This is a genomic window from Leclercia sp. GLN_9 (assembly GCF_043105735.1).
GTDB lineage: Bacteria > Pseudomonadota > Gammaproteobacteria > Enterobacterales > Enterobacteriaceae > Enterobacter > Enterobacter adecarboxylatus.
Map to the genome: position 1 here is coordinate 119051 of NZ_JBICLV010000022.1, position 18036 is coordinate 137086.

Annotated in this window: 14 protein-coding genes; 5 read left to right on the top strand and 9 right to left on the bottom strand. The window is 53.4% G+C overall.

Going from position 1 to position 18036, the window contains the following annotated elements; translation table 11 throughout:
• Window positions 1-539 precede the first annotated feature (539 nt).
• Both gltB and ACF8PE_RS15825 read left to right on the top strand, forming a co-directional pair.
• Window positions 540-5000, top strand: a complete 4461-nt coding sequence (gltB, locus tag ACF8PE_RS15820) for a glutamate synthase large subunit (protein WP_150872572.1) — start codon at window positions 540-542, stop codon at window positions 4998-5000.
• Between the two features lie 154 nt (window positions 5001-5154).
• On the top strand, window positions 5155-6573 hold the full coding sequence (locus ACF8PE_RS15825) for a glutamate synthase small subunit (protein WP_032614517.1): 1419 nt from the start codon (window positions 5155-5157) through the stop codon (window positions 6571-6573).
• A 37-nt stretch (window positions 6574-6610) separates the two neighbouring features.
• Here the strand turns inward: ACF8PE_RS15825 and ACF8PE_RS15830 are convergent, their stop codons facing one another.
• The 9 genes from ACF8PE_RS15830 to zapE all read right to left on the bottom strand — a co-directional run bounded on the left by ACF8PE_RS15830 (window position 6611) and on the right by zapE (window position 14688).
• A complete protein-coding gene (locus ACF8PE_RS15830; protein WP_148569585.1) occupies window positions 6611-7162 on the bottom strand; it encodes a hypothetical protein in 552 nt (183 codons plus the stop codon).
• Entirely contained in the window at window positions 7159-9585 is a 2427-nt protein-coding gene (locus ACF8PE_RS15835; protein ID WP_117386334.1) for a fimbrial biogenesis outer membrane usher protein, read from the bottom strand. Before ACF8PE_RS15835 ends, ACF8PE_RS15830 begins: the two co-directional genes overlap by 4 nt.
• Window positions 9586-9591: 6 nt before the next feature.
• The gene (locus ACF8PE_RS15840) at window positions 9592-10299 is read right to left on the bottom strand and encodes a fimbria/pilus chaperone family protein (protein ID WP_032614524.1); all 708 of its coding nucleotides are present in this window, start codon (window positions 10297-10299) and stop codon (window positions 9592-9594) included.
• 88 nt (window positions 10300-10387) lie between these two features.
• Complete coding sequence (locus tag ACF8PE_RS15845; protein ID WP_127472197.1) at window positions 10388-10582, bottom strand: hypothetical protein; 195 nt, start codon at window positions 10580-10582, stop codon at window positions 10388-10390.
• Window positions 10583-10988: 406 nt separating this feature from the next.
• Window positions 10989-11480: a ClpXP protease specificity-enhancing factor gene (sspB, locus tag ACF8PE_RS15850; RefSeq protein ID WP_392495070.1), complete on the bottom strand. Its 492-nt coding sequence runs from the start codon at window positions 11478-11480 to the stop codon at window positions 10989-10991.
• A 5-nt stretch (window positions 11481-11485) separates the two neighbouring features.
• Complete coding sequence (gene sspA, locus ACF8PE_RS15855; RefSeq protein WP_059307097.1) at window positions 11486-12124, bottom strand: stringent starvation protein SspA; 639 nt, start codon at window positions 12122-12124, stop codon at window positions 11486-11488.
• A gap of 312 nt (window positions 12125-12436) precedes the next feature.
• A complete protein-coding gene (gene rpsI / locus ACF8PE_RS15860) occupies window positions 12437-12829 on the bottom strand; it encodes a 30S ribosomal protein S9 (protein WP_003025138.1) in 393 nt (130 codons plus the stop codon).
• Window positions 12830-12844: 15 nt separating this feature from the next.
• Window positions 12845-13273 (bottom strand): 50S ribosomal protein L13, encoded by a 429-nt coding sequence (gene rplM, locus ACF8PE_RS15865; protein ID WP_024551131.1) that lies wholly within the window; start codon window positions 13271-13273, stop codon window positions 12845-12847.
• Window positions 13274-13563: 290 nt separating this feature from the next.
• Window positions 13564-14688, bottom strand: coding sequence for a cell division protein ZapE (gene zapE / locus ACF8PE_RS15870; RefSeq protein ID WP_032614530.1), 1125 nt, complete (start codon window positions 14686-14688; stop codon window positions 13564-13566).
• Window positions 14689-14878: 190 nt separating this feature from the next.
• On the opposite strand from zapE, the gene zapG reads away from it, so the two are divergent.
• The 3 genes from zapG (at window position 14879) to degS (ending at window position 17968) form a co-directional block, all read left to right on the top strand.
• Window positions 14879-15277: a Z-ring associated protein ZapG gene (zapG, locus tag ACF8PE_RS15875; RefSeq protein ID WP_032614532.1), complete on the top strand. Its 399-nt coding sequence runs from the start codon at window positions 14879-14881 to the stop codon at window positions 15275-15277.
• 170 nt (window positions 15278-15447) lie between these two features.
• The gene (gene degQ, locus ACF8PE_RS15880) at window positions 15448-16812 is read left to right on the top strand and encodes a serine endoprotease DegQ (protein ID WP_059307095.1); all 1365 of its coding nucleotides are present in this window, start codon (window positions 15448-15450) and stop codon (window positions 16810-16812) included.
• Window positions 16813-16900: 88 nt separating this feature from the next.
• Window positions 16901-17968 (top strand): outer membrane-stress sensor serine endopeptidase DegS, encoded by a 1068-nt coding sequence (gene degS, locus ACF8PE_RS15885; RefSeq protein ID WP_032614536.1) that lies wholly within the window; start codon window positions 16901-16903, stop codon window positions 17966-17968.
• Window positions 17969-18036: the final 68 nt, after the last annotated feature.

Consider the following 18036-nt stretch of genomic DNA (forward strand, 5'->3'; position numbering starts at 1 on the left):
ATTACTTTTCCTTATGTCCTGCCAGATTTTTTCATTTATATCGTCTGTGCTGAAAAACAGTGACATCATGCGGGCTTTATCGCCGTGGCGGCATTAAATCCTGCTTAAATCGCACTATTCAGCATGCTACAGCGATAATACCGCTTTCATATAGTGAGTCAGATCACACATCCCTAAAGCCCACAGCAAGGTTACAGGGATGTGAAACTGACTAAATAACTAATCAAATCAGACAAATAACCTTCCTTTAGCACATTTTTGTATAAATAAGATTGCCATTTGACCTGTGTACGGATTCCCGATAAGTTGGAAATCCGCTGGAAGCTTTCTGGATGAGCAGCCTGCTCATCATATTTATGCAGTAGTTGAGATTCCCTCTGAAGCAAGTCCTCAAACTTGTTTGACCTGTGTGAAAAGGATATTAAGAGGGCGAATGCGAGGTACGCGTATGAAACGCAAACCCCGTCGCCGCGCTCTTGCTGTGCCTGTGCGCCACGGTCCAGAGAGAAGTCCCGAAGAGCCTGGGGAGGTTCACTGATATGTTGTACGATAAATCCCTTGAGAAGGATAACTGTGGTTTCGGCCTGATCGCCCACATAGAAGGCGAACCTAGCCACAAGGTAGTGCGTACCGCTATACACGCACTGGCCCGTATGCAGCACCGTGGCGCTATCCTTGCGGATGGTAAAACCGGCGACGGTTGCGGTCTGCTGCTGCAAAAACCGGATCGTTTCTTTCGCATCGTGGCGGAAGAGCGCGGCTGGCGTTTAGCCAAAAACTACGCTGTCGGCATGCTGTTCCTGAATCAGGACGCAGAAAAAGCAGCCGTCTCACGCCGCATCGTCGAAGAAGAACTTCAACGCGAAACCCTGTCTATCGTTGGCTGGCGCGACGTACCCACTAACGAAGGGGTACTCGGTGAAATCGCCCTCTCCTCGCTGCCTCGTATCGAGCAAATCTTTGTCAACGCGCCTGCGGGCTGGCGTCCACGTGATATGGAACGCCGTCTGTTTATCGCCCGTCGCCGCATTGAAAAACGCCTGCAGGACGATAAAGAGTTCTACGTTTGTAGCCTCTCGAACCTGGTGAACATCTATAAAGGTCTGTGTATGCCGGCTGACCTGCCGCGCTTCTACCTGGACCTGGCGGACCTGCGTCTGGAATCGGCCATTTGCCTGTTCCACCAGCGCTTCTCCACCAACACCGTACCACGCTGGCCGCTGGCTCAGCCGTTCCGCTATCTGGCGCACAACGGCGAAATCAACACCATCACCGGTAACCGCCAGTGGGCTCGCGCACGTACCTATAAATTCCAGACCCCGCTGATCCCGGATCTGCACGACGCTGCGCCGTTCGTCAACGAAACCGGCTCTGACTCCAGCTCAATGGATAACATGCTGGAACTGCTGCTGGCAGGCGGGATGGATATCGTTCGCGCCATGCGCCTGCTGGTTCCGCCAGCCTGGCAGAACAACCCGGATATGGATCCTGAGCTGCGGTCCTTCTTCGACTTTAACTCCATGCACATGGAGCCGTGGGATGGTCCGGCAGGTATCGTGATGTCTGATGGTCGCTTTGCGGCCTGTAACCTCGACCGTAATGGTCTGCGCCCGGCGCGCTACGTCATTACTAAAGACAAGCTGATCACCTGCGCCTCTGAAGTGGGGATCTGGGACTACCAGCCTGACGAAGTGGTCGAAAAAGGCCGTGTAGGGCCGGGCGAGCTAATGGTGATCGACACCCGCGGCGGTCGCATCCTGCACTCCGCGGAAACCGATAACGATCTGAAAAGCCGTCATCCGTACAAAGAGTGGATGGAGAAAAACGTTCGCCGTCTGGTGCCGTTTGAAGATCTGCCGGATCAGGACGTGGGCAGCCGCGAACTGGATGACGATACCCTCGCCAGCTACCAGAAACAGTTTAACTACAGCGCGGAAGAGCTGGACTCCGTTATCCGCGTGTTGGGTGAAAACGGCCAGGAAGCGGTCGGCTCCATGGGTGATGATACCCCGTTTGCCGTGCTCTCCAGTCAGCCGCGAATCATTTACGACTACTTCCGTCAGCAGTTCGCGCAGGTGACCAACCCGCCAATCGATCCGCTGCGTGAAGCGCACGTGATGTCGCTGGCCACCAGCATCGGTCGTGAGATGAACGTCTTCTGTGAAGCCGAAGGCCAGGCCCACCGCCTGACCTTTAAGTCACCGATCCTGCTGTACTCCGATTTCAAACAGCTCACCACCATGCAAGAGGAGCACTACCGCGCTGACACGCTCGACATCACTTTCGACGTGACCGAAACCACTCTCGAAGAGACGGTGAATGCGCTGTGTGACAAAGCGGAACAGATGGTACGTAACGGTACCGTGCTGCTGGTGCTGTCCGACCGCAATATTGCGAAAAACCGTCTGCCGGTTCCGGCGCCTATGGCCGTCGGGGCTATCCAGACGCGTCTGGTCGATAAGAGCCTGCGCTGCGATGCCAACATCATTGTGGAAACCGCCAGTGCGCGCGATCCGCACCACTTCGCAGTGCTGCTGGGCTTTGGTGCAACGGCGATTTACCCGTACCTCGCCTACGAAACCCTGGCAAAACTGGTTGATAGTCAGGCCATCGAGAAAGATTACCGTACCGTGATGCTGAACTACCGTAACGGCATCAACAAAGGTCTGTACAAGATCATGTCCAAGATGGGCATCTCGACCATCGCCTCTTACCGCTGCTCGAAGCTGTTCGAAGCCGTCGGTCTACATGACGATGTTTCCGACCTCTGCTTCCAGGGCGTAATCAGCCGCATCGGCGGCGCGGACTTTAGTGACTTCCAGCAGGATCTGCTGAATCTCTCCAAACGCGCCTGGCTGGCACGTAAGCCGCTGGATCAGGGTGGACAGCTGAAGTATGTGCACGGTGGCGAATACCATGCCTATAACCCGGACGTGGTGCGCACCCTGCAACAGGCCGTTCAGAGCGGTGAGTACAGCGATTATCAGCAATATGCTGAGCTGGTGAACAACCGTCCGGCAGCCACGCTGCGCGATCTGCTGGCGCTGAACCCGGGCGATACCGCGGTCAGCATCAATGAGGTTGAACCGGCGTCTGAACTGTTCAAACGCTTTGATACCGCCGCGATGTCTATCGGCGCACTCAGCCCGGAAGCCCACGAGGCGCTGGCAGAAGCGATGAACAGCATCGGCGGGAACTCCAACTCCGGTGAAGGCGGTGAAGATCCGGCGCGCTATGGCACGAACAAAGTGTCGCGCATCAAGCAGGTTGCTTCCGGTCGCTTCGGTGTGACCCCGGCGTACCTGGTCAATGCTGACGTAATTCAGATTAAAGTCGCTCAGGGTGCAAAACCGGGCGAAGGCGGTCAATTACCGGGTGACAAAGTGACCCCGTACATCGCCAAACTGCGCTACTCGGTACCGGGCGTGACGCTGATCTCCCCACCGCCGCACCACGATATTTACTCTATCGAGGATCTGGCGCAGCTGATTTTCGACCTGAAACAGGTCAACCCGAAAGCGATGATCTCCGTGAAGCTGGTTTCCGAGCCGGGCGTGGGCACTATCGCCACCGGTGTGGCAAAAGCCTACGCGGACCTGATCACCATCGCCGGTTACGACGGCGGCACCGGGGCCAGCCCGCTCTCCTCAGTGAAATACGCGGGTTGTCCATGGGAGCTTGGCCTGGTGGAAACTCAGCAGGCACTGGTGGCTAACGGTCTGCGTCACAAGATCCGTCTGCAGGTAGATGGCGGCCTGAAAACCGGCCTCGATATCATCAAAGCGGCGATTCTGGGTGCAGAAAGCTTCGGCTTCGGTACTGGCCCGATGGTGGCGCTGGGCTGTAAATATCTGCGTATTTGTCACCTGAACAACTGCGCAACCGGCGTTGCAACTCAGGACGAAAAACTGCGTAAGAACCACTACCACGGCCTGCCGTTCAAAGTGACCAACTACTTTGACTTCATCGCCCGCGAAACACGCGAGCTGATGGCGCAGCTGGGCGTGACGCGTCTGGTGGATCTGATTGGCCGTACCGACCTGCTGACAGAGCTGGAAGGATTCACGGCTAAGCAGCAGAACCTGAAGCTGTCCCGCCTGCTGGAAACGGCTGAACCGCATCCGGGCAAAGCGGTGTACTGCACCGAGAATAACCCGCCGTTCGACAATGGCGTGCTGAACGCTCAGCTGTTGCAACAGGCGAAGCCATTTGTGGATGACAAGCAGAGCAAAACCTTCTGGTTTGATATTCGCAACACCGATCGTTCAGTCGGCGCAACGCTCTCGGGTTACATCGCACAGACGCACGGCGACCAGGGTCTGGCTGCCGATCCGATTACCGCTCACTTCAGCGGTACCGCAGGTCAGAGCTTCGGCGTGTGGAATGCCGGTGGCGTTGAGCTGTACCTGACTGGCGATGCCAACGACTACGTCGGTAAAGGCATGGCGGGCGGTCTGCTGGCGGTGCGTCCTCCGGTCGGCTCTGCCTTCCGCAGCTGCGATGCCAGCATCATCGGCAACACCTGTCTGTACGGTGCTACCGGTGGTCGTCTGTTTGCTGCAGGTCGTGCAGGTGAGCGTTTTGCGGTGCGTAACTCCGGTGCCATCACCGTGGTGGAAGGTATCGGCGATAACGGCTGTGAATACATGACCGGCGGTATTGTCTGCGTGCTGGGCAAAACCGGCGTTAACTTCGGGGCAGGTATGACCGGTGGTTTCGCCTATGTCCTGGACGAAAGCGGTGATTTCCGCAAACGCGTGAACCCGGAGCTGGTGGAAGTGCTGGATGTTGAAACCCTGGCGATCCATGAAGAGCACCTGCGCGGTTTGATCACCGAGCACGTGCATCATACCGGTTCCGTGCGCGGCGAAGAGATTCTGGCGAACTGGCCAGCGTTCTCTGCGAAATTCGCGCTGGTTAAACCGAAGTCCAGCGATGTTAAAGCCCTGTTGGGTCACCGTAGTCGTAGCGCAGCAGAGCTGCGTGTGCAGGCGCAGTAAATCTGGATTTAGCGGGCGTCATTGTCGCAGTGAGTCTGGACACGGACAGCGCGCAAGACCCGCAGCGTACACGTAGTACGCGAGGAGTCTGAGCACTGCCCAGGTCCAGAATCACAAGAAAAATAGCCCGATGAATCAGATTTGAGGAATTTAGATGAGCCAGAATGTATACCAGTTTATCGACCTGCAGCGTGTGGATCCGCCGAAGAAGCCGCTGAAGATCCGTAAAATTGAATTTGTTGAAATCTACGAGCCGTTTTCCGAAGGTCAGGCTAAAGCACAGGCAGACCGCTGCCTGTCCTGCGGCAACCCGTACTGCGAGTGGAAGTGTCCGGTGCATAACTACATCCCGAACTGGCTGAAGCTGGCCAACGAAGGGCGTATTTTTGAAGCCGCCGAGTTGTCTCACCAGACCAACACCTTGCCGGAAGTGTGCGGCCGCGTGTGTCCTCAGGATCGTCTGTGTGAAGGCTCCTGTACTCTGAACGACGAGTTCGGTGCGGTAACCATCGGCAACATCGAACGCTACATCAACGATAAAGCGTTTGAGATGGGCTGGCGCCCGGACATGACGGGTGTGCGTCAGACCGACAAACGCGTAGCGATCATCGGTGCCGGTCCGGCAGGCCTGGCCTGCGCTGACGTGCTGACCCGCAACGGGGTGAAAGCAGTGGTGTTCGACCGTCACCCGGAAATCGGCGGTCTGCTGACCTTCGGCATCCCGGCATTCAAGCTGGAAAAAGAGGTCATGACTCGCCGCCGTGAAATCTTCACCGGTATGGGCATTGAGTTCAAACTGAATGTGGAAGTGGGCCGTGACGTGCAGCTCGACGATCTGCTGAAAGATTACGACGCTGTGTTCCTGGGCGTTGGCACCTATCAGTCGATGCGTGGCGGACTGGAAAACGAAGATGCCAACGGCGTATTCGATGCCCTGCCGTTCCTGATTGCCAATACCAAACAGATGATGGGTTACGGCGAAACTGCCGCTGAGCCATACGTCAGCATGGAAGGCAAACGCGTTGTCGTACTTGGCGGCGGTGATACCGCTATGGACTGCGTGCGTACCTCCATTCGTCAGAATGCCGCACACGTTATCTGTGCCTATCGTCGTGACGAAGAGAACATGCCTGGCTCTAAACGTGAAGTGAAAAACGCGCGTGAAGAGGGTGTGGAGTTCCAGTTCAACATCCAGCCACTGGGTATTGAAGTGAACGCCAACGGCAAAGTCAGCGGCGTGAAGATGGCGCGCACTGAGATGGGTGCGCCGGATGCGAAAGGCCGTCGTCGCGCAGAAATCGTTGCCGGTTCCGAGCATGTGATCCCGGCAGATGCCGTAGTGATGGCGTTTGGTTTCCGCCCTCACAGCATGGAGTGGCTGGCGAAGCACAGCGTCGAGCTGGATTCACAGGGCCGTATCATCGCCCCGGAAGGCAGCGATAATGCGTTCCAGACCAGCAACCCGAAAATCTTTGCCGGTGGTGATATCGTTCGCGGTTCCGACCTGGTGGTAACGGCGATTGCCGAAGGCCGTAAAGCGGCTGACGGGATTATGAATTACCTGGAAGTGTAATGAATATGGCCCGGCAAATGCCGGGCCATTTTTTTGCTTACTTCGAGAGGATTCGCCAGGTCAAATCGCTTTCCAGCGTGGTTTGATCCGAGATTCGTTTAAACGCGTTATCATTCAGCACCGGGAATAGCGTGACGGTAAAATTCATTTGCTGACCGCTGGGCACCTGGCCGTTTTCGACTGCAATTATCGCCTCGTTATTGCGGATAGAGAGCGATGGCGTGTCGTCTTTATCCGGGGTGAAATTTACCTGATCGGTTGTTTTACCCACGCTGTAGCTTTTACCGTCGAGCGTCAGGTTGCTCACTTTGATGGCCACGCCACCATTCTGCCCAAACATGAAACGCCCTTTCTCACCTGCAGTCCCTTGCAGCAAGATTGCCATCTGCTTTTTATCCGGGCAAAAGACGCTGACACTGATATCTTTCTCCGGCATTTTATTCCAGCTTTGCTGGGTCAGGACGATGTTGTCACGGCGTATCTGGTGATAATCCACCACCTGCTGGGAGAGCGTTATCTGGCAATCATCAGCATAAGAAAGACACGGTAAAGCAAGCAGTAATAACGCTGCCAGACGTTGAACGTTCATCGACATACTCCGTTAACTTCCTCATAAAACGTGTCTTCGTCATGCTTCTCAGGAAGCGTAAAATTCAACTTACACAGACGATTGTTATTATCGTCCATGGCATAAAGCGCGGTAATTTGATCGGCATCGTTCAGGAACACATGCCCATCATCAACAACCGTGACGATATAGTTATTTTTACCATCCACCACGGATAAGCCTTTTTTAAGCGGCTTACCATCGGCCTGCTTAATACGTAACATCACGCGACGGCTGTTCAATACTTTGAAGCTCACTTCGCTGACAGAAGCATGTGCGGCAGCAATGTATTTCGTGCCGTTTGCCAGCGTCATACTCTGCGGCAATTTGTTCGCATCAACTTCTATACGGGAGTTACGCCACTCTATTAACCCTGGCACCACAGCCTGGCCCCAGTGATCGGTCCAGACGGTGCCCTGAGGTGTAGAGATTTCCACGCCCGCTTTCGGTTCGCTGAGTTTGGCAATCGCAAAGGTTTCCCTGATGGAATATGGCGAGAAGGTGACACCATCTTTATGCATGGCAATGCCGCCCGACAGCGTCGCATTATAGTTACGCTGATTATCACCACTGGTACCGCCACCTACGCTCAACTGGGTGTAGTGCAGATTGGTGTTGATGTTGCCGTTAAAGCTGTTTTCGTTTGAATCGTTATCCCGGTCTGCTGAGATATAGTAATTGGTGTTTTCGCCCAGCGAACCGCTGTTTGCCAGACCATAGCTGGTACTGTCACCCTGCTTGCGCATGTAAGAACTGAGGCTCTGAGTGCCCCCCAGCGGAATGCTCAGGTTTACATATAAGAGGTCTTCGTTCTGGTCATCATCGGTATCCCCTATTGCGCTTTGCCAGTTAACGTTAACCGAAGCGTATTTAAATGTTTTACCCCATGATAGGAGTAAATAACGGGAATCCTGCCCATCGCCTGTCGCCTGGTTATAGTTAAAGCCCGCGCTAAATGTGCCTGCCAAAGATGTAGACCAGTTGAGGTTGGCAGCATAGCTGTTGTCATACCCGACATAATCATCATCCATCGCATCAGTCAGCTCGCGGTAATTGCCGCTATAGTGGGCAACGCTCGCCGACAATCCCATATTTTCTGTTAGCGCGTAATCACTTTGCAGCTCGTTTTTAACGCCGTTATCGCTATCACCAAACTTGGCTTTACTGGCAGCCATACTGGTGGAGACGCCCCACCCTTCAGTGACCATAAATTCCGTTCGCGCACCTGCGGCCTGGTATTTCTCCGCTACGACACCGGATGCAAGGAGGTTCATCCAGGGCAGGATCCGCCAGCCATTGGAAACGTTGAAGACCATGGGATCGCTGTAGTCGCTCTCTATACTGCGCACTTGCCCTGCCGAGATCGTCAGGCCATTCGGGCGCGACAGGCGCTGCGATCTAACAGATGCGGCAGGTACGATGAAATGACTCGTTGACCCGTCTGTTTCAACGACCGTCACGTCAAGATCGACGTTATTGCGCACAATCGGTACATCATCAAGCGTGAAGGGGCCAGCTGGCACCAGGGTGTTAAAAATAAGGCGATTATTCTGCCGGATTTCAACACGCGCCTGTGGCGTACGCGCAATGCCGGATACGCTTATACCGGTGTAATCATGCTGTAAGCCATTGGTTGGCATCAGCTGCACACCCATGATAGGCACGCCGCTCAACACGTCTGACATGGCGTTGATTTCCCCCACCTGCATCGTCAAACGTTGAGGGACAAAGACATGCTCCGCGTAGGTATAAATACTCTCCGCGTTTCGATCACCATCATTATCTGTCAGGATATAACGGCTGCGCAGCGACCAGTCCATCGCATTAAAACCCGCTTCAAGACTTGCCTGAGAATACCTGCTACTGTCGCTATCGCTTCCTGTGTACTCACTTTTGGTGCTGAATAATGAGTAATTCAACATGCCGGCTACACCACCATGCTGAAAGTTTTTGATGTCTGATGTCAGGCTATTAATCGCTTCCGGCGGCAGATATAACTCAACTGCTTCCTGATTGGGGAGCGCATTTATCACCGCCTGGGCGTAATCGCTGCGAATATCATGACAGGCTTCACCCGACTTGATGGAAACAGGCATGATTCCGGCAAACTCAAGAAAGTCGTTATCAACACACATAACGCCATCTTCGTTAAAACGAACCGCAGCCGTTCCACGCTCTTTGCCGTTCACTTTTACAGAAACAGAATGCGTTCCGGGTAAAAAACGGGGCGCTTCGGCAAAGTAGCGGTTAAGATCCGCACCCAGGCCACGCGATTTTAATATCCCCGTGTCAAAGGTAACTTCCCTCGCCTGTAACAAAGGTGAGTCGAGAAGTATCAGAGGTAATGCGCCGTAAATAACTGCGCGCACAAAAATTGCGAGGTGGCTTTTTTTACGCACCGCCATATTCCTTTATTTTTTATTTAGTTCCGATATGAAGCTAGGTACTTCTACGCCATAACGGCTGGCGGGGAAAAACTTGACTTGAGTGTTACCACTGACCGATTTGCCCACCGATGTAGTCATGCTTTCACCAGGCAAAATGTAGGTTTTTGGCAGCGTGCCAGAGATACCCGATGGCTGCAGAAGAACATTCGTAGCAAGGCGCACGACATATTTGCTCGGGTTTTTAACCGTAACGGATGAACCGGCTGTAGACCATTCAAGATCCTTCCAGGCATCGGTCACGACAGGGAGTTTTGCCGGTCGAATAAGTACTGGGAGATCCTGACGAATATTAATGCCAATTTTGATTTTTTTATCGTCACTCTTCGGTGGGATACCTTCGAAGGTGACACGTTTATAATGCTCAACCTCTAACGGTTTGCTCGTTTGCAGTAAAAAACGCAGCTGTTGAGTCTGCCCAGGTTCAAGGCGCACCACCGGCTGGGTAACAACCAGTTTTAAACCAATATCATCGGGAAGATCCACAACATTGGTATATAACAGGGAAGGATGACTATCCGTATTTTTTACGTTGATAGTACCGCTATGGGTCGCTTCATCAATGACCAGCAAACTGGTTTCAGGAACCATTCCTGCGGCATAGAGAGGAAACTGCGCAGAAAACAATGATAAAGCCAGTAAGGTTTTTATTGCCGGTTTATTAAAGCATAACATAGTAAAAATTCCTTAATAGCAAAAACATAACTGTCCGTGTTTAACGTGCTATTAAAAAAGAGTCGATAAAGGATAAGAACTCTTTTATTCAGAGCAAGCTCAATAAAAGAGAGTAATTACGGATAACACAGCTGAATATCAGTTGATCACGCCGGTGATTATCAGCGGTGATCGCCTGACCGGTGGTATTATGAATAACCAAAGAGGCCGCTGCCGGGAATACTGCACGACTAAAAGGGTGCGGCTCAGGGCTAACTGCCGTTGCAACCGTAAAATCACGCATGTTGTATACCTGAGCAGAACCTTTTTCATTTGTTAATCCTTAACGTATGAATAAGTTAGATGCAAATATAAAACGATATATCCACTACTGCTGTAACAAGATGCTGGATAGCATGTGACTATAATATCCGCTGAATATATAGATTCAACTTAGCAATATTAACTGCCCGTTTTAGATTAACTCAAATGATAGTCAGCAATAATATTTTTAGAGATAATAAGGGATAAGAGCAAAATATATATTCATTTCACAATTATTTATTAGGTCAATTTTCGCAAATTTTTGAGTTGAATAACGCTAATACATTCATATTGCTGATTAAAAAACGCAACTCCCAAGTATACTATGCAAAAAAAATACCCAGCCGATTGATATCAGGCTGGGTATTTATCTCTTTAACTGCAGACTATTTTACGACCCGGAGTGCCGGTCGGCCACCACGCGGCGGTGGTTCATCATCAGGATCGTCATTATGATCGGGTTTATCGCCATCAATGACCGACATAACGGTTTCGCTTTCGCTCTCCGCTGCGCCGTTTTCATCATTCAGGCTGGTAACCTCTTCATCGTAAGCTGCTTCCGGCTCAAACATGGTGCCAGCACCGTTTTCACGGGCATAGATGGCCAGTACGGCAGCCAACGGCACGGACACCTGGCGCGGCACGCCGCCAAAACGGGCATTAAAGCGAACTTCATCGTTCGCCAGCTCCAGGCCACCGACTGCGCGCGGTGCAATGTTCAGTACGATTTGCCCGTCACGTGCATATTCCATAGGAACCTGCACGCCCGGTAACGTCACATCCACAACCAGGTGCGGCGTGAGCTGGTTATCCAGCAACCATTCATAGAAGGCACGCAGCAGATACGGACGGCGCGGAGAAAGCTGTGACATTTCCACAATCATTAACCCCGGCCGAGACGCATTTCACGTTCAGCTTCAGTCAGAGAAGCAAGGAAAGAGTCGCGTTCGAAGACACGCGTCATATAGCCTTTAAGCTCTTTTGCTCCCGGGCCGCTAAACTCCACGCCCAGAATCGGCAGACGCCACAGCAGCGGAGCCAGGTAGCAATCGACCAGGCTGAACTCGTCGCTCAGGAAGAACGGACGTTGACCGAATACTGGCGCAATCGCCAGCAGCTCTTCGCGCAGCTGTTTACGCGCAGCATCGGCTTCTGATGAAGAACCGTTCACGATGACGTTCATCAGCGTATACCAGTCTTTCTCGATACGCTGCATGTACAGGCGGCTTTCACCACGCGCAACCGGGTAAACCGGCATCAGCGGCGGATGAGGGAAACGCTCATCCAGATATTCCATAATGATACGGGATTCCCACAGGGTCAGCTCACGATCCACCAGCGTTGGTACGCTCTGGCTTGGATTGAGATCGATCAGATCCTGAGGCGGGTTATCCTTTTCCACATGCTCGATCTCAAAACTGACACCCTTCTCGGCCAGCACGATACGAACCTGATGGCTATAAATGTCAGTAGGACCAGAAAACAGCGTCATTACCGAACGTTTGTTGGCAGCGACAGCCATGAAAACCTCCAGGTATATTCAGAATTTTTACTGCTACCAGCCATACAGGCTAGCCAGATGTTTTGTTGTCCATCCCTGAGAACGTCTCCTCTTGTTCAAAAAGAGAACAAAAATCGAGCATTCACCGTTATTTGGACAGAAAAGTGGATGATAGTTTACCAGATTTTGCGGCCTTTGTGGTGAGGGGATTCTGGAAATGCGGAAAAAGAGCGCAGAAAGGGGGGCGCCGTGTGGATAACCTATGCGGTAGCCATAAAAAAACCCGCCGAAGCGGGTTTTTCGCCAATTGTTGTCTGCCGAAGCAGAAACCAATTAACGCTTGGAGAACTGTGGACGACGACGTGCTTTACGCAGACCGACTTTCTTACGTTCAACCTGACGAGCATCACGAGTAACGAAGCCAGCTTTACGCAGTTCGCCACGCAGGGACTCATCGTACTCCATCAGAGCGCGGGTGATACCGTGACGGATCGCACCAGCCTGACCAGAGATACCACCACCTTTAACGGTGATGTACAGATCCAGTTTCTCAACCATGTCGACCAGTTCCAGCGGCTGACGAACTACCATACGGGCAGTTTCACGACCGAAGTACTGTTCCAGAGAACGTTGGTTGATAACGATTTTACCACTGCCCGGTTTGATGAACACGCGAGCGGCGGAGCTTTTGCGGCGACCAGTGCCGTAGTATTGATTTTCAGCCATTGCCTATAATCCCGATTAGATGTCAAGAACTTGCGGTTGCTGTGCCGCGTGGTTGTGCTCGTTACCTGCGTAAACTTTCAGTTTACGGTACATAGCACGACCCAGCGGGCCTTTTGGCAGCATGCCTTTAACCGCGATTTCAATCACACGCTCAGGACGGCGGGCAATCATCTCTTCAAAGGTCGCTTGTTTGATACCGCCGATGTGGCCGGTGTGGTGATAGTACACTTTGTCAGTACGCTTGTTGCCGGTTACAGCAACTTTGTCAGCGTTCAGAACGATGATGTAATCACCGGTATCTACGTGCGGAGTGTATTCCGCTTTATGCTTACCGCGCAGGCGACGAGCCAGTTCGGTAGCCAGACGGCCCAGAGTTTTACCGGTCGCGTCAACAACATACCAGTCGCGTTTTACGGTTTCTGGTTTAGCTGTAAAAGTTTTCATTAAAAGCTTACCCAAATAAATAAGTTACACGTTGGTGAACACCCAAACGTTTAGTAGTTGAGGTTCACACGACATTGTCCAGCAAACCTACCCCTTCGAATAGCCTATGCCGGCGCAGAGAAAGTTTTGGGAAAAAAACCTTCTTGTAACGTGGGGTCGCAAGATTATAGAGAAGTCAGGGGTAAAGATCGACCCCTAATTGTGATTTGACGCGGGTTTTTCCGGGGGTAGGGAAAGTCCGGGCTGTCGCCCTCACCCCGGCCCTCTTCCACGAGGAGAGGACCGCAGACTTAAGGCATATGCTCGCGCTTCAGGTACTCTTCGCTTTGCATTTCCTGCAGGCGTGACAGGCAGCGCTGGAACTCAAACTTCAGCCGCTCCCCCTGATAGATCTCATATAAAGGAACAGCGGCGCTCACCACCAGCTTGACGTGGCGTTCGTAAAACTCATCAACCAGTGCGATAAAACGCCGGGCTTCGCTCTCCATCAGCCTGGTCATCACCGGAACATCGAAAAGCATCACCGTATGGAAAAGGCGCGAGAGCGCAATATAGTCGTGCTGACTGCGGGCATCGACACACAGGGTCGCAAACGATACGGCGAGGGTCTGATTGACGACACCCAGCGTTTGCAGCGGGCGATGGTTCACTTCCAGCACGGGAGCGTTACCCCGCTCGGCGCCTGCCAGCATCAGCCACAGCTTGTCCATCTGCTGCTGCGTGCCGTCGTTTAACGGTGAAATCCACAGATGGGCCTGGGTCAGGGTACGCAGGCGATAATCGACGCCAGCATCAACATTCATAATGTCGCAATGCTCTTTAATTGCATCGATGGCGGGCAGGAAACGGGCGCGTTGCAGGCCGTTACGGTACAACTCATCCGGTGGAATGTTGGAGGTCGCCACCAGCGTAATGCCGCGGGCAAATAGCGCTTTCATCAGCCCGCCCAACAGCATGGCGTCAGTAATATCCGAAACAAAAAACTCATCAAAGCACAGCACGTCGGTTTCGGCTTTGAAGCGCTCGGCAACGATATCCAGCGGATCGCTCTGCCCCTGCAGGGCCGTCAGCTCTTCATGTACCCGCAGCATAAAGCGGTGAAAATGCAGGCGCTGCTTACGTGTTCCCGGCAGGCTTTGGTAAAAAAGATCCATCAGCCAGGTTTTGCCGCGGCCAACGCCTCCCCACATATATAAGCCGCGTACCGGCGTGACGCTTTGCGGCGCTTTCTTTCCCAGCAGCCGTCCAAACGCGGCTTTCAGTCCTCCCGCAGGCGCAGCCTCGGTCGGCTGGGTGGTCAGCGCCTGCCAGATGCTATCCAGACGCCTTACGGCTTCACGCTGTACATCATCCGGCTGGTGAGAACCTTCATTCAGGGCCTGTTGGTAACGCGATGTTGGGGAAAGGCTTTGCATAATCTTATTGTTATTCCTTCAATTAATACCCGCCAGCCTGTTGAGTTGGCGAAAAAAAGGCCGTTCTACAGTACGCGATGATGCGGTGGGATTCCACTTCTAAGGAAATAGCGGTTATAGTGGCATAATCAGGCGCAGGCATGAAGCCGAGCCAACACCCTACGGAACCACAAGACAACGGGAGAAGTTCATGACCTGGGAATATGCGCTAATTGGTTTAGTCGTCGGCATCGCTATCGGTGCCGTGGCCATGCGTTTTGGAAATCGCAAATTGCGCCAGCAACAGGCTTTGCAGTACGAACTGGAAAAGAACAAAGCTGAACTGGAAGAGTATCGCGAAGAGCTGGTGAGTCACTTCGCCCAGAGCGCCGAGCTGCTGGACAACATGGCCCATGATTATCGCAAGCTTTATCAGCATATGGCGAAAAGCTCCAGCAACCTGCTGCCGGAAATGAGCGCGGAAAACAATCCGTTCCGCAACCGCCTGGCAGAGTCCGAAGCGGGTAACGATCAGGCGCCCGTACAGATGCCACGTGATTACTCCGAAGGCGCATCCGGCCTGCTGCGTGGTGGCGCAAAGCGCGATTAATCGCACTTCATAAATAAATTTTACGGGCGCAGCCCTTGCGCCCGTCCTTTCTTCCCGTCCCCAGCTATTATTTAGTCAAACACCTCATTGTTCAGCGTTTTAAAATTCAATAACATCAGACTGTTTCAGGATTGTTATTCCTCCATTCCAGGTTGCGAGAGCCAGCATAAATGAACAAAAAAAATCAGCTGTTGAGCGCGTTAGCATTGAGTATCGGATTATCGCTGTCGGCATCGTATCCGGCGGCGGCAGCAATCCCTTCGCAGGTTCCGGGCCAGGCTGCGCTCCCGAGCCTTGCCCCGATGCTGGAAAAAGTCCTGCCCGCGGTGGTTAGCGTGCAGGTGGAAGGCACCGCCGTGCAAAGCCAGCGCATCCCGGAAGAGCTGAAAAAGTATTTCGGCGATGATGCCCCTGATCAAGCACAGCCTTTTGAAGGACTGGGCTCCGGGGTCGTGATCGACGCTGCGAAAGGCTATGTCCTGACCAATAACCATGTCATCAGCCATGCGGATAAAATCAGTGTCCAGATGAATGATGGTCGTGAGTTCGATGCCAAGCTGATTGGCGGGGACGATCAGAGCGATATCGCCCTGCTGCAGTTGCAGAACCCCACCGGCCTGACGCAGATCGCCATCGCGGATTCCGACAAACTGCGCGTCGGGGACTTCGCCGTCGCGGTAGGTAACCCCTTCGGTCTGGGCCAGACGGCCACTTCTGGCATCGTCTCCGCGCTGGGTCGCAGTGGTCTGAACCTCGAAGGGCTGGAAAACTTTATCCAGACCGACGCCTCCATTAACCGCGGTAACTCCGGCGGCGCGCTGTTGAACCTGAACGGGGAGCTGATCGGTATTAACACCGCCATTCTGGCTCCCGGCGGCGGCAGCGTGGGAATTGGTTTCGCCATCCCCAGCAATATGGCCCGTACGCTGGCACAGCAGCTGATTGATTTTGGCGAAGTGAAACGCGGCTTGCTGGGCATCAAAGGCACGGAAATGAGCGCGGATATCGCCAAAGCGTTCAACCTGAACGTGCAGCGCGGCGCCTTCGTCAGTGAAGTGTTACCTAATTCCGGCTCGGCAAAAGCGGGCGTCAAATCCGGGGACGTGATCGTCAGCCTGAATGATAAACCGTTAAGCAGCTTTGCCGAACTGCGCTCGCGCATCGCCACCACGGAACCTGGCGCCACGGTTAAGCTCGGCATTTTACGTGACGGTAAACCGCTGGACCTGCAGGTCACGCTGGACAAAAGCACCTCTTCATCCGCCAGCGCAGAGATGATTGCCCCGGCGCTGCAAGGAGCGACCTTAAGCGACGGGCAGCTGAAAGACGGCACGAAAGGCATCACCCTCGACAGCGTCGAGAAGAGCAGCCCTGCCGCGCAGGCCGGTCTGCATGAGAATGATGTCATCATCGGGGTGAACCGCGTTCGCGTGCAGTCCATTGCCGAAATGCGCAAAGTGCTGGCAGGCAAACCTTCCGTTATTGCCCTGCAGATCGTGCGCGGTAACGACACGCTTTATATTCTGCTGCGTTAAGCCTGTACGCATCCGGACATCACCCCGTGTGATGTCCGGATAAGTCATGCTATGCTGCTTGCGATCTTCCCTTAACGACGCCCGTATCATGGTTTTAAAGCTCATTCGTTCGGTCGCCATCGGCCTGGTTGTAGGTGGCCTGTTACTGGTCGCGATGCCCTCTTTACGTCAGTTCAATCAGCTGGCTGCGCCGCAATTCGACAGCGCAGATGAAACGCCTGCCAGCTACAACCAGGCAGTGCGCCGTGCTGCCCCTGCGGTGGTTAACGTCTATAACCGTGGACTTAACAGCACCAGCCATAATCAACTGGAGATCCGCACGCTGGGGTCCGGGGTGATCATGGATGAACGCGGCTACATCATTACCAACAAACATGTGATCAATGATGCCGACCAGATTATCGTTGCCCTCCAGGATGGCCGCGTCTTTGAGGCGCTGCTGGTGGGGTCGGACAGTTTAACCGACCTGGCAGTACTCAAAATTAACGCCACGGGCGGCCTGCCGGTGATCCCTATTAATCGTAAGCGCATTCCGCACATCGGTGATGTGGTGCTGGCTATCGGTAACCCTTATAACCTCGGGCAGACCATTACTCAGGGGATTATTAGCGCGACCGGGCGTATTGGTCTGAACCCTTCCGGGCGACAGAATTTCCTACAAACGGACGCCTCCATTAACCACGGTAACTCCGGCGGTGCGCTGGTGAACTCAGTGGGTGAGCTGATGGGTATCAATACGCTCTCCTTTGATAAAAGCAACGACGGAGAAACACCTGAAGGCATCGGCTTTGCCATTCCGTTCCAGCTGGCCAACAAGATTATGGATAAGCTCATTCGCGACGGACGCGTGATCCGTGGCTACATTGGTATTGGCGGGCGTGAGATCGCTCCGCTGCATACCCAGGGCGGTGGCATCGATCAGATTCAGGGCATTGTGGTGAACGAAGTCACCTCCGGTGGCCCGGCGGCAGAAGCAGGCATTAAGGTCAATGATGTGATTGTCTCGGTGAACGGTAAACCGGCGTTGTCGGCTCTGGAGACCATGGATCAGGTGGCTGAAATCAGGCCAGGCTCCATCATTCCGGTAGAAGTGATGCGGGATGATAAGAAACTGACGCTACAGGTGACCATTCAGGAATACCCCGCCACCAACTGAGTGTGCAGACATAAAAAAACCGGAGCCATTGCTCCGGTTTTTTATTGCCCTGACGAGAAGTGAGTCGC

Bases quoted from the DNA above. Each gene is read 5' to 3' on its own strand.
- rpsI (WP_003025138.1), bottom strand. From the start codon at position 12,829: ATGGCTGAAAATCAATACTACGGCACTGGTCGCCGCAAAAGCTCCGCC.
- ACF8PE_RS15825 (WP_032614517.1), top strand. From the start codon at position 5,155: ATGAGCCAGAATGTATACCAGTTTATCGACCTGCAGCGTGTGGATCCG.
- ACF8PE_RS15845 (WP_127472197.1), bottom strand. From the start codon at position 10,582: ATGCGTGATTTTACGGTTGCAACGGCAGTTAGCCCTGAGCCGCACCCT.
- ACF8PE_RS15830 (WP_148569585.1), bottom strand. From the start codon at position 7,162: ATGAACGTTCAACGTCTGGCAGCGTTATTACTGCTTGCTTTACCGTGT.
- ACF8PE_RS15835 (WP_117386334.1), bottom strand. From the start codon at position 9,585: ATGGCGGTGCGTAAAAAAAGCCACCTCGCAATTTTTGTGCGCGCAGTT.
- degS (WP_032614536.1), top strand. From the start codon at position 16,901: ATGGTTTTAAAGCTCATTCGTTCGGTCGCCATCGGCCTGGTTGTAGGT.
- zapG (WP_032614532.1), top strand. From the start codon at position 14,879: ATGACCTGGGAATATGCGCTAATTGGTTTAGTCGTCGGCATCGCTATC.
- sspA (WP_059307097.1), bottom strand. From the start codon at position 12,124: ATGGCTGTCGCTGCCAACAAACGTTCGGTAATGACGCTGTTTTCTGGT.
- ACF8PE_RS15840 (WP_032614524.1), bottom strand. From the start codon at position 10,299: ATGTTATGCTTTAATAAACCGGCAATAAAAACCTTACTGGCTTTATCA.
- degQ (WP_059307095.1), top strand. From the start codon at position 15,448: ATGAACAAAAAAAATCAGCTGTTGAGCGCGTTAGCATTGAGTATCGGA.
- zapE (WP_032614530.1), bottom strand. From the start codon at position 14,688: ATGCAAAGCCTTTCCCCAACATCGCGTTACCAACAGGCCCTGAATGAA.
- gltB (WP_150872572.1), top strand. From the start codon at position 540: ATGTTGTACGATAAATCCCTTGAGAAGGATAACTGTGGTTTCGGCCTG.
- rplM (WP_024551131.1), bottom strand. From the start codon at position 13,273: ATGAAAACTTTTACAGCTAAACCAGAAACCGTAAAACGCGACTGGTAT.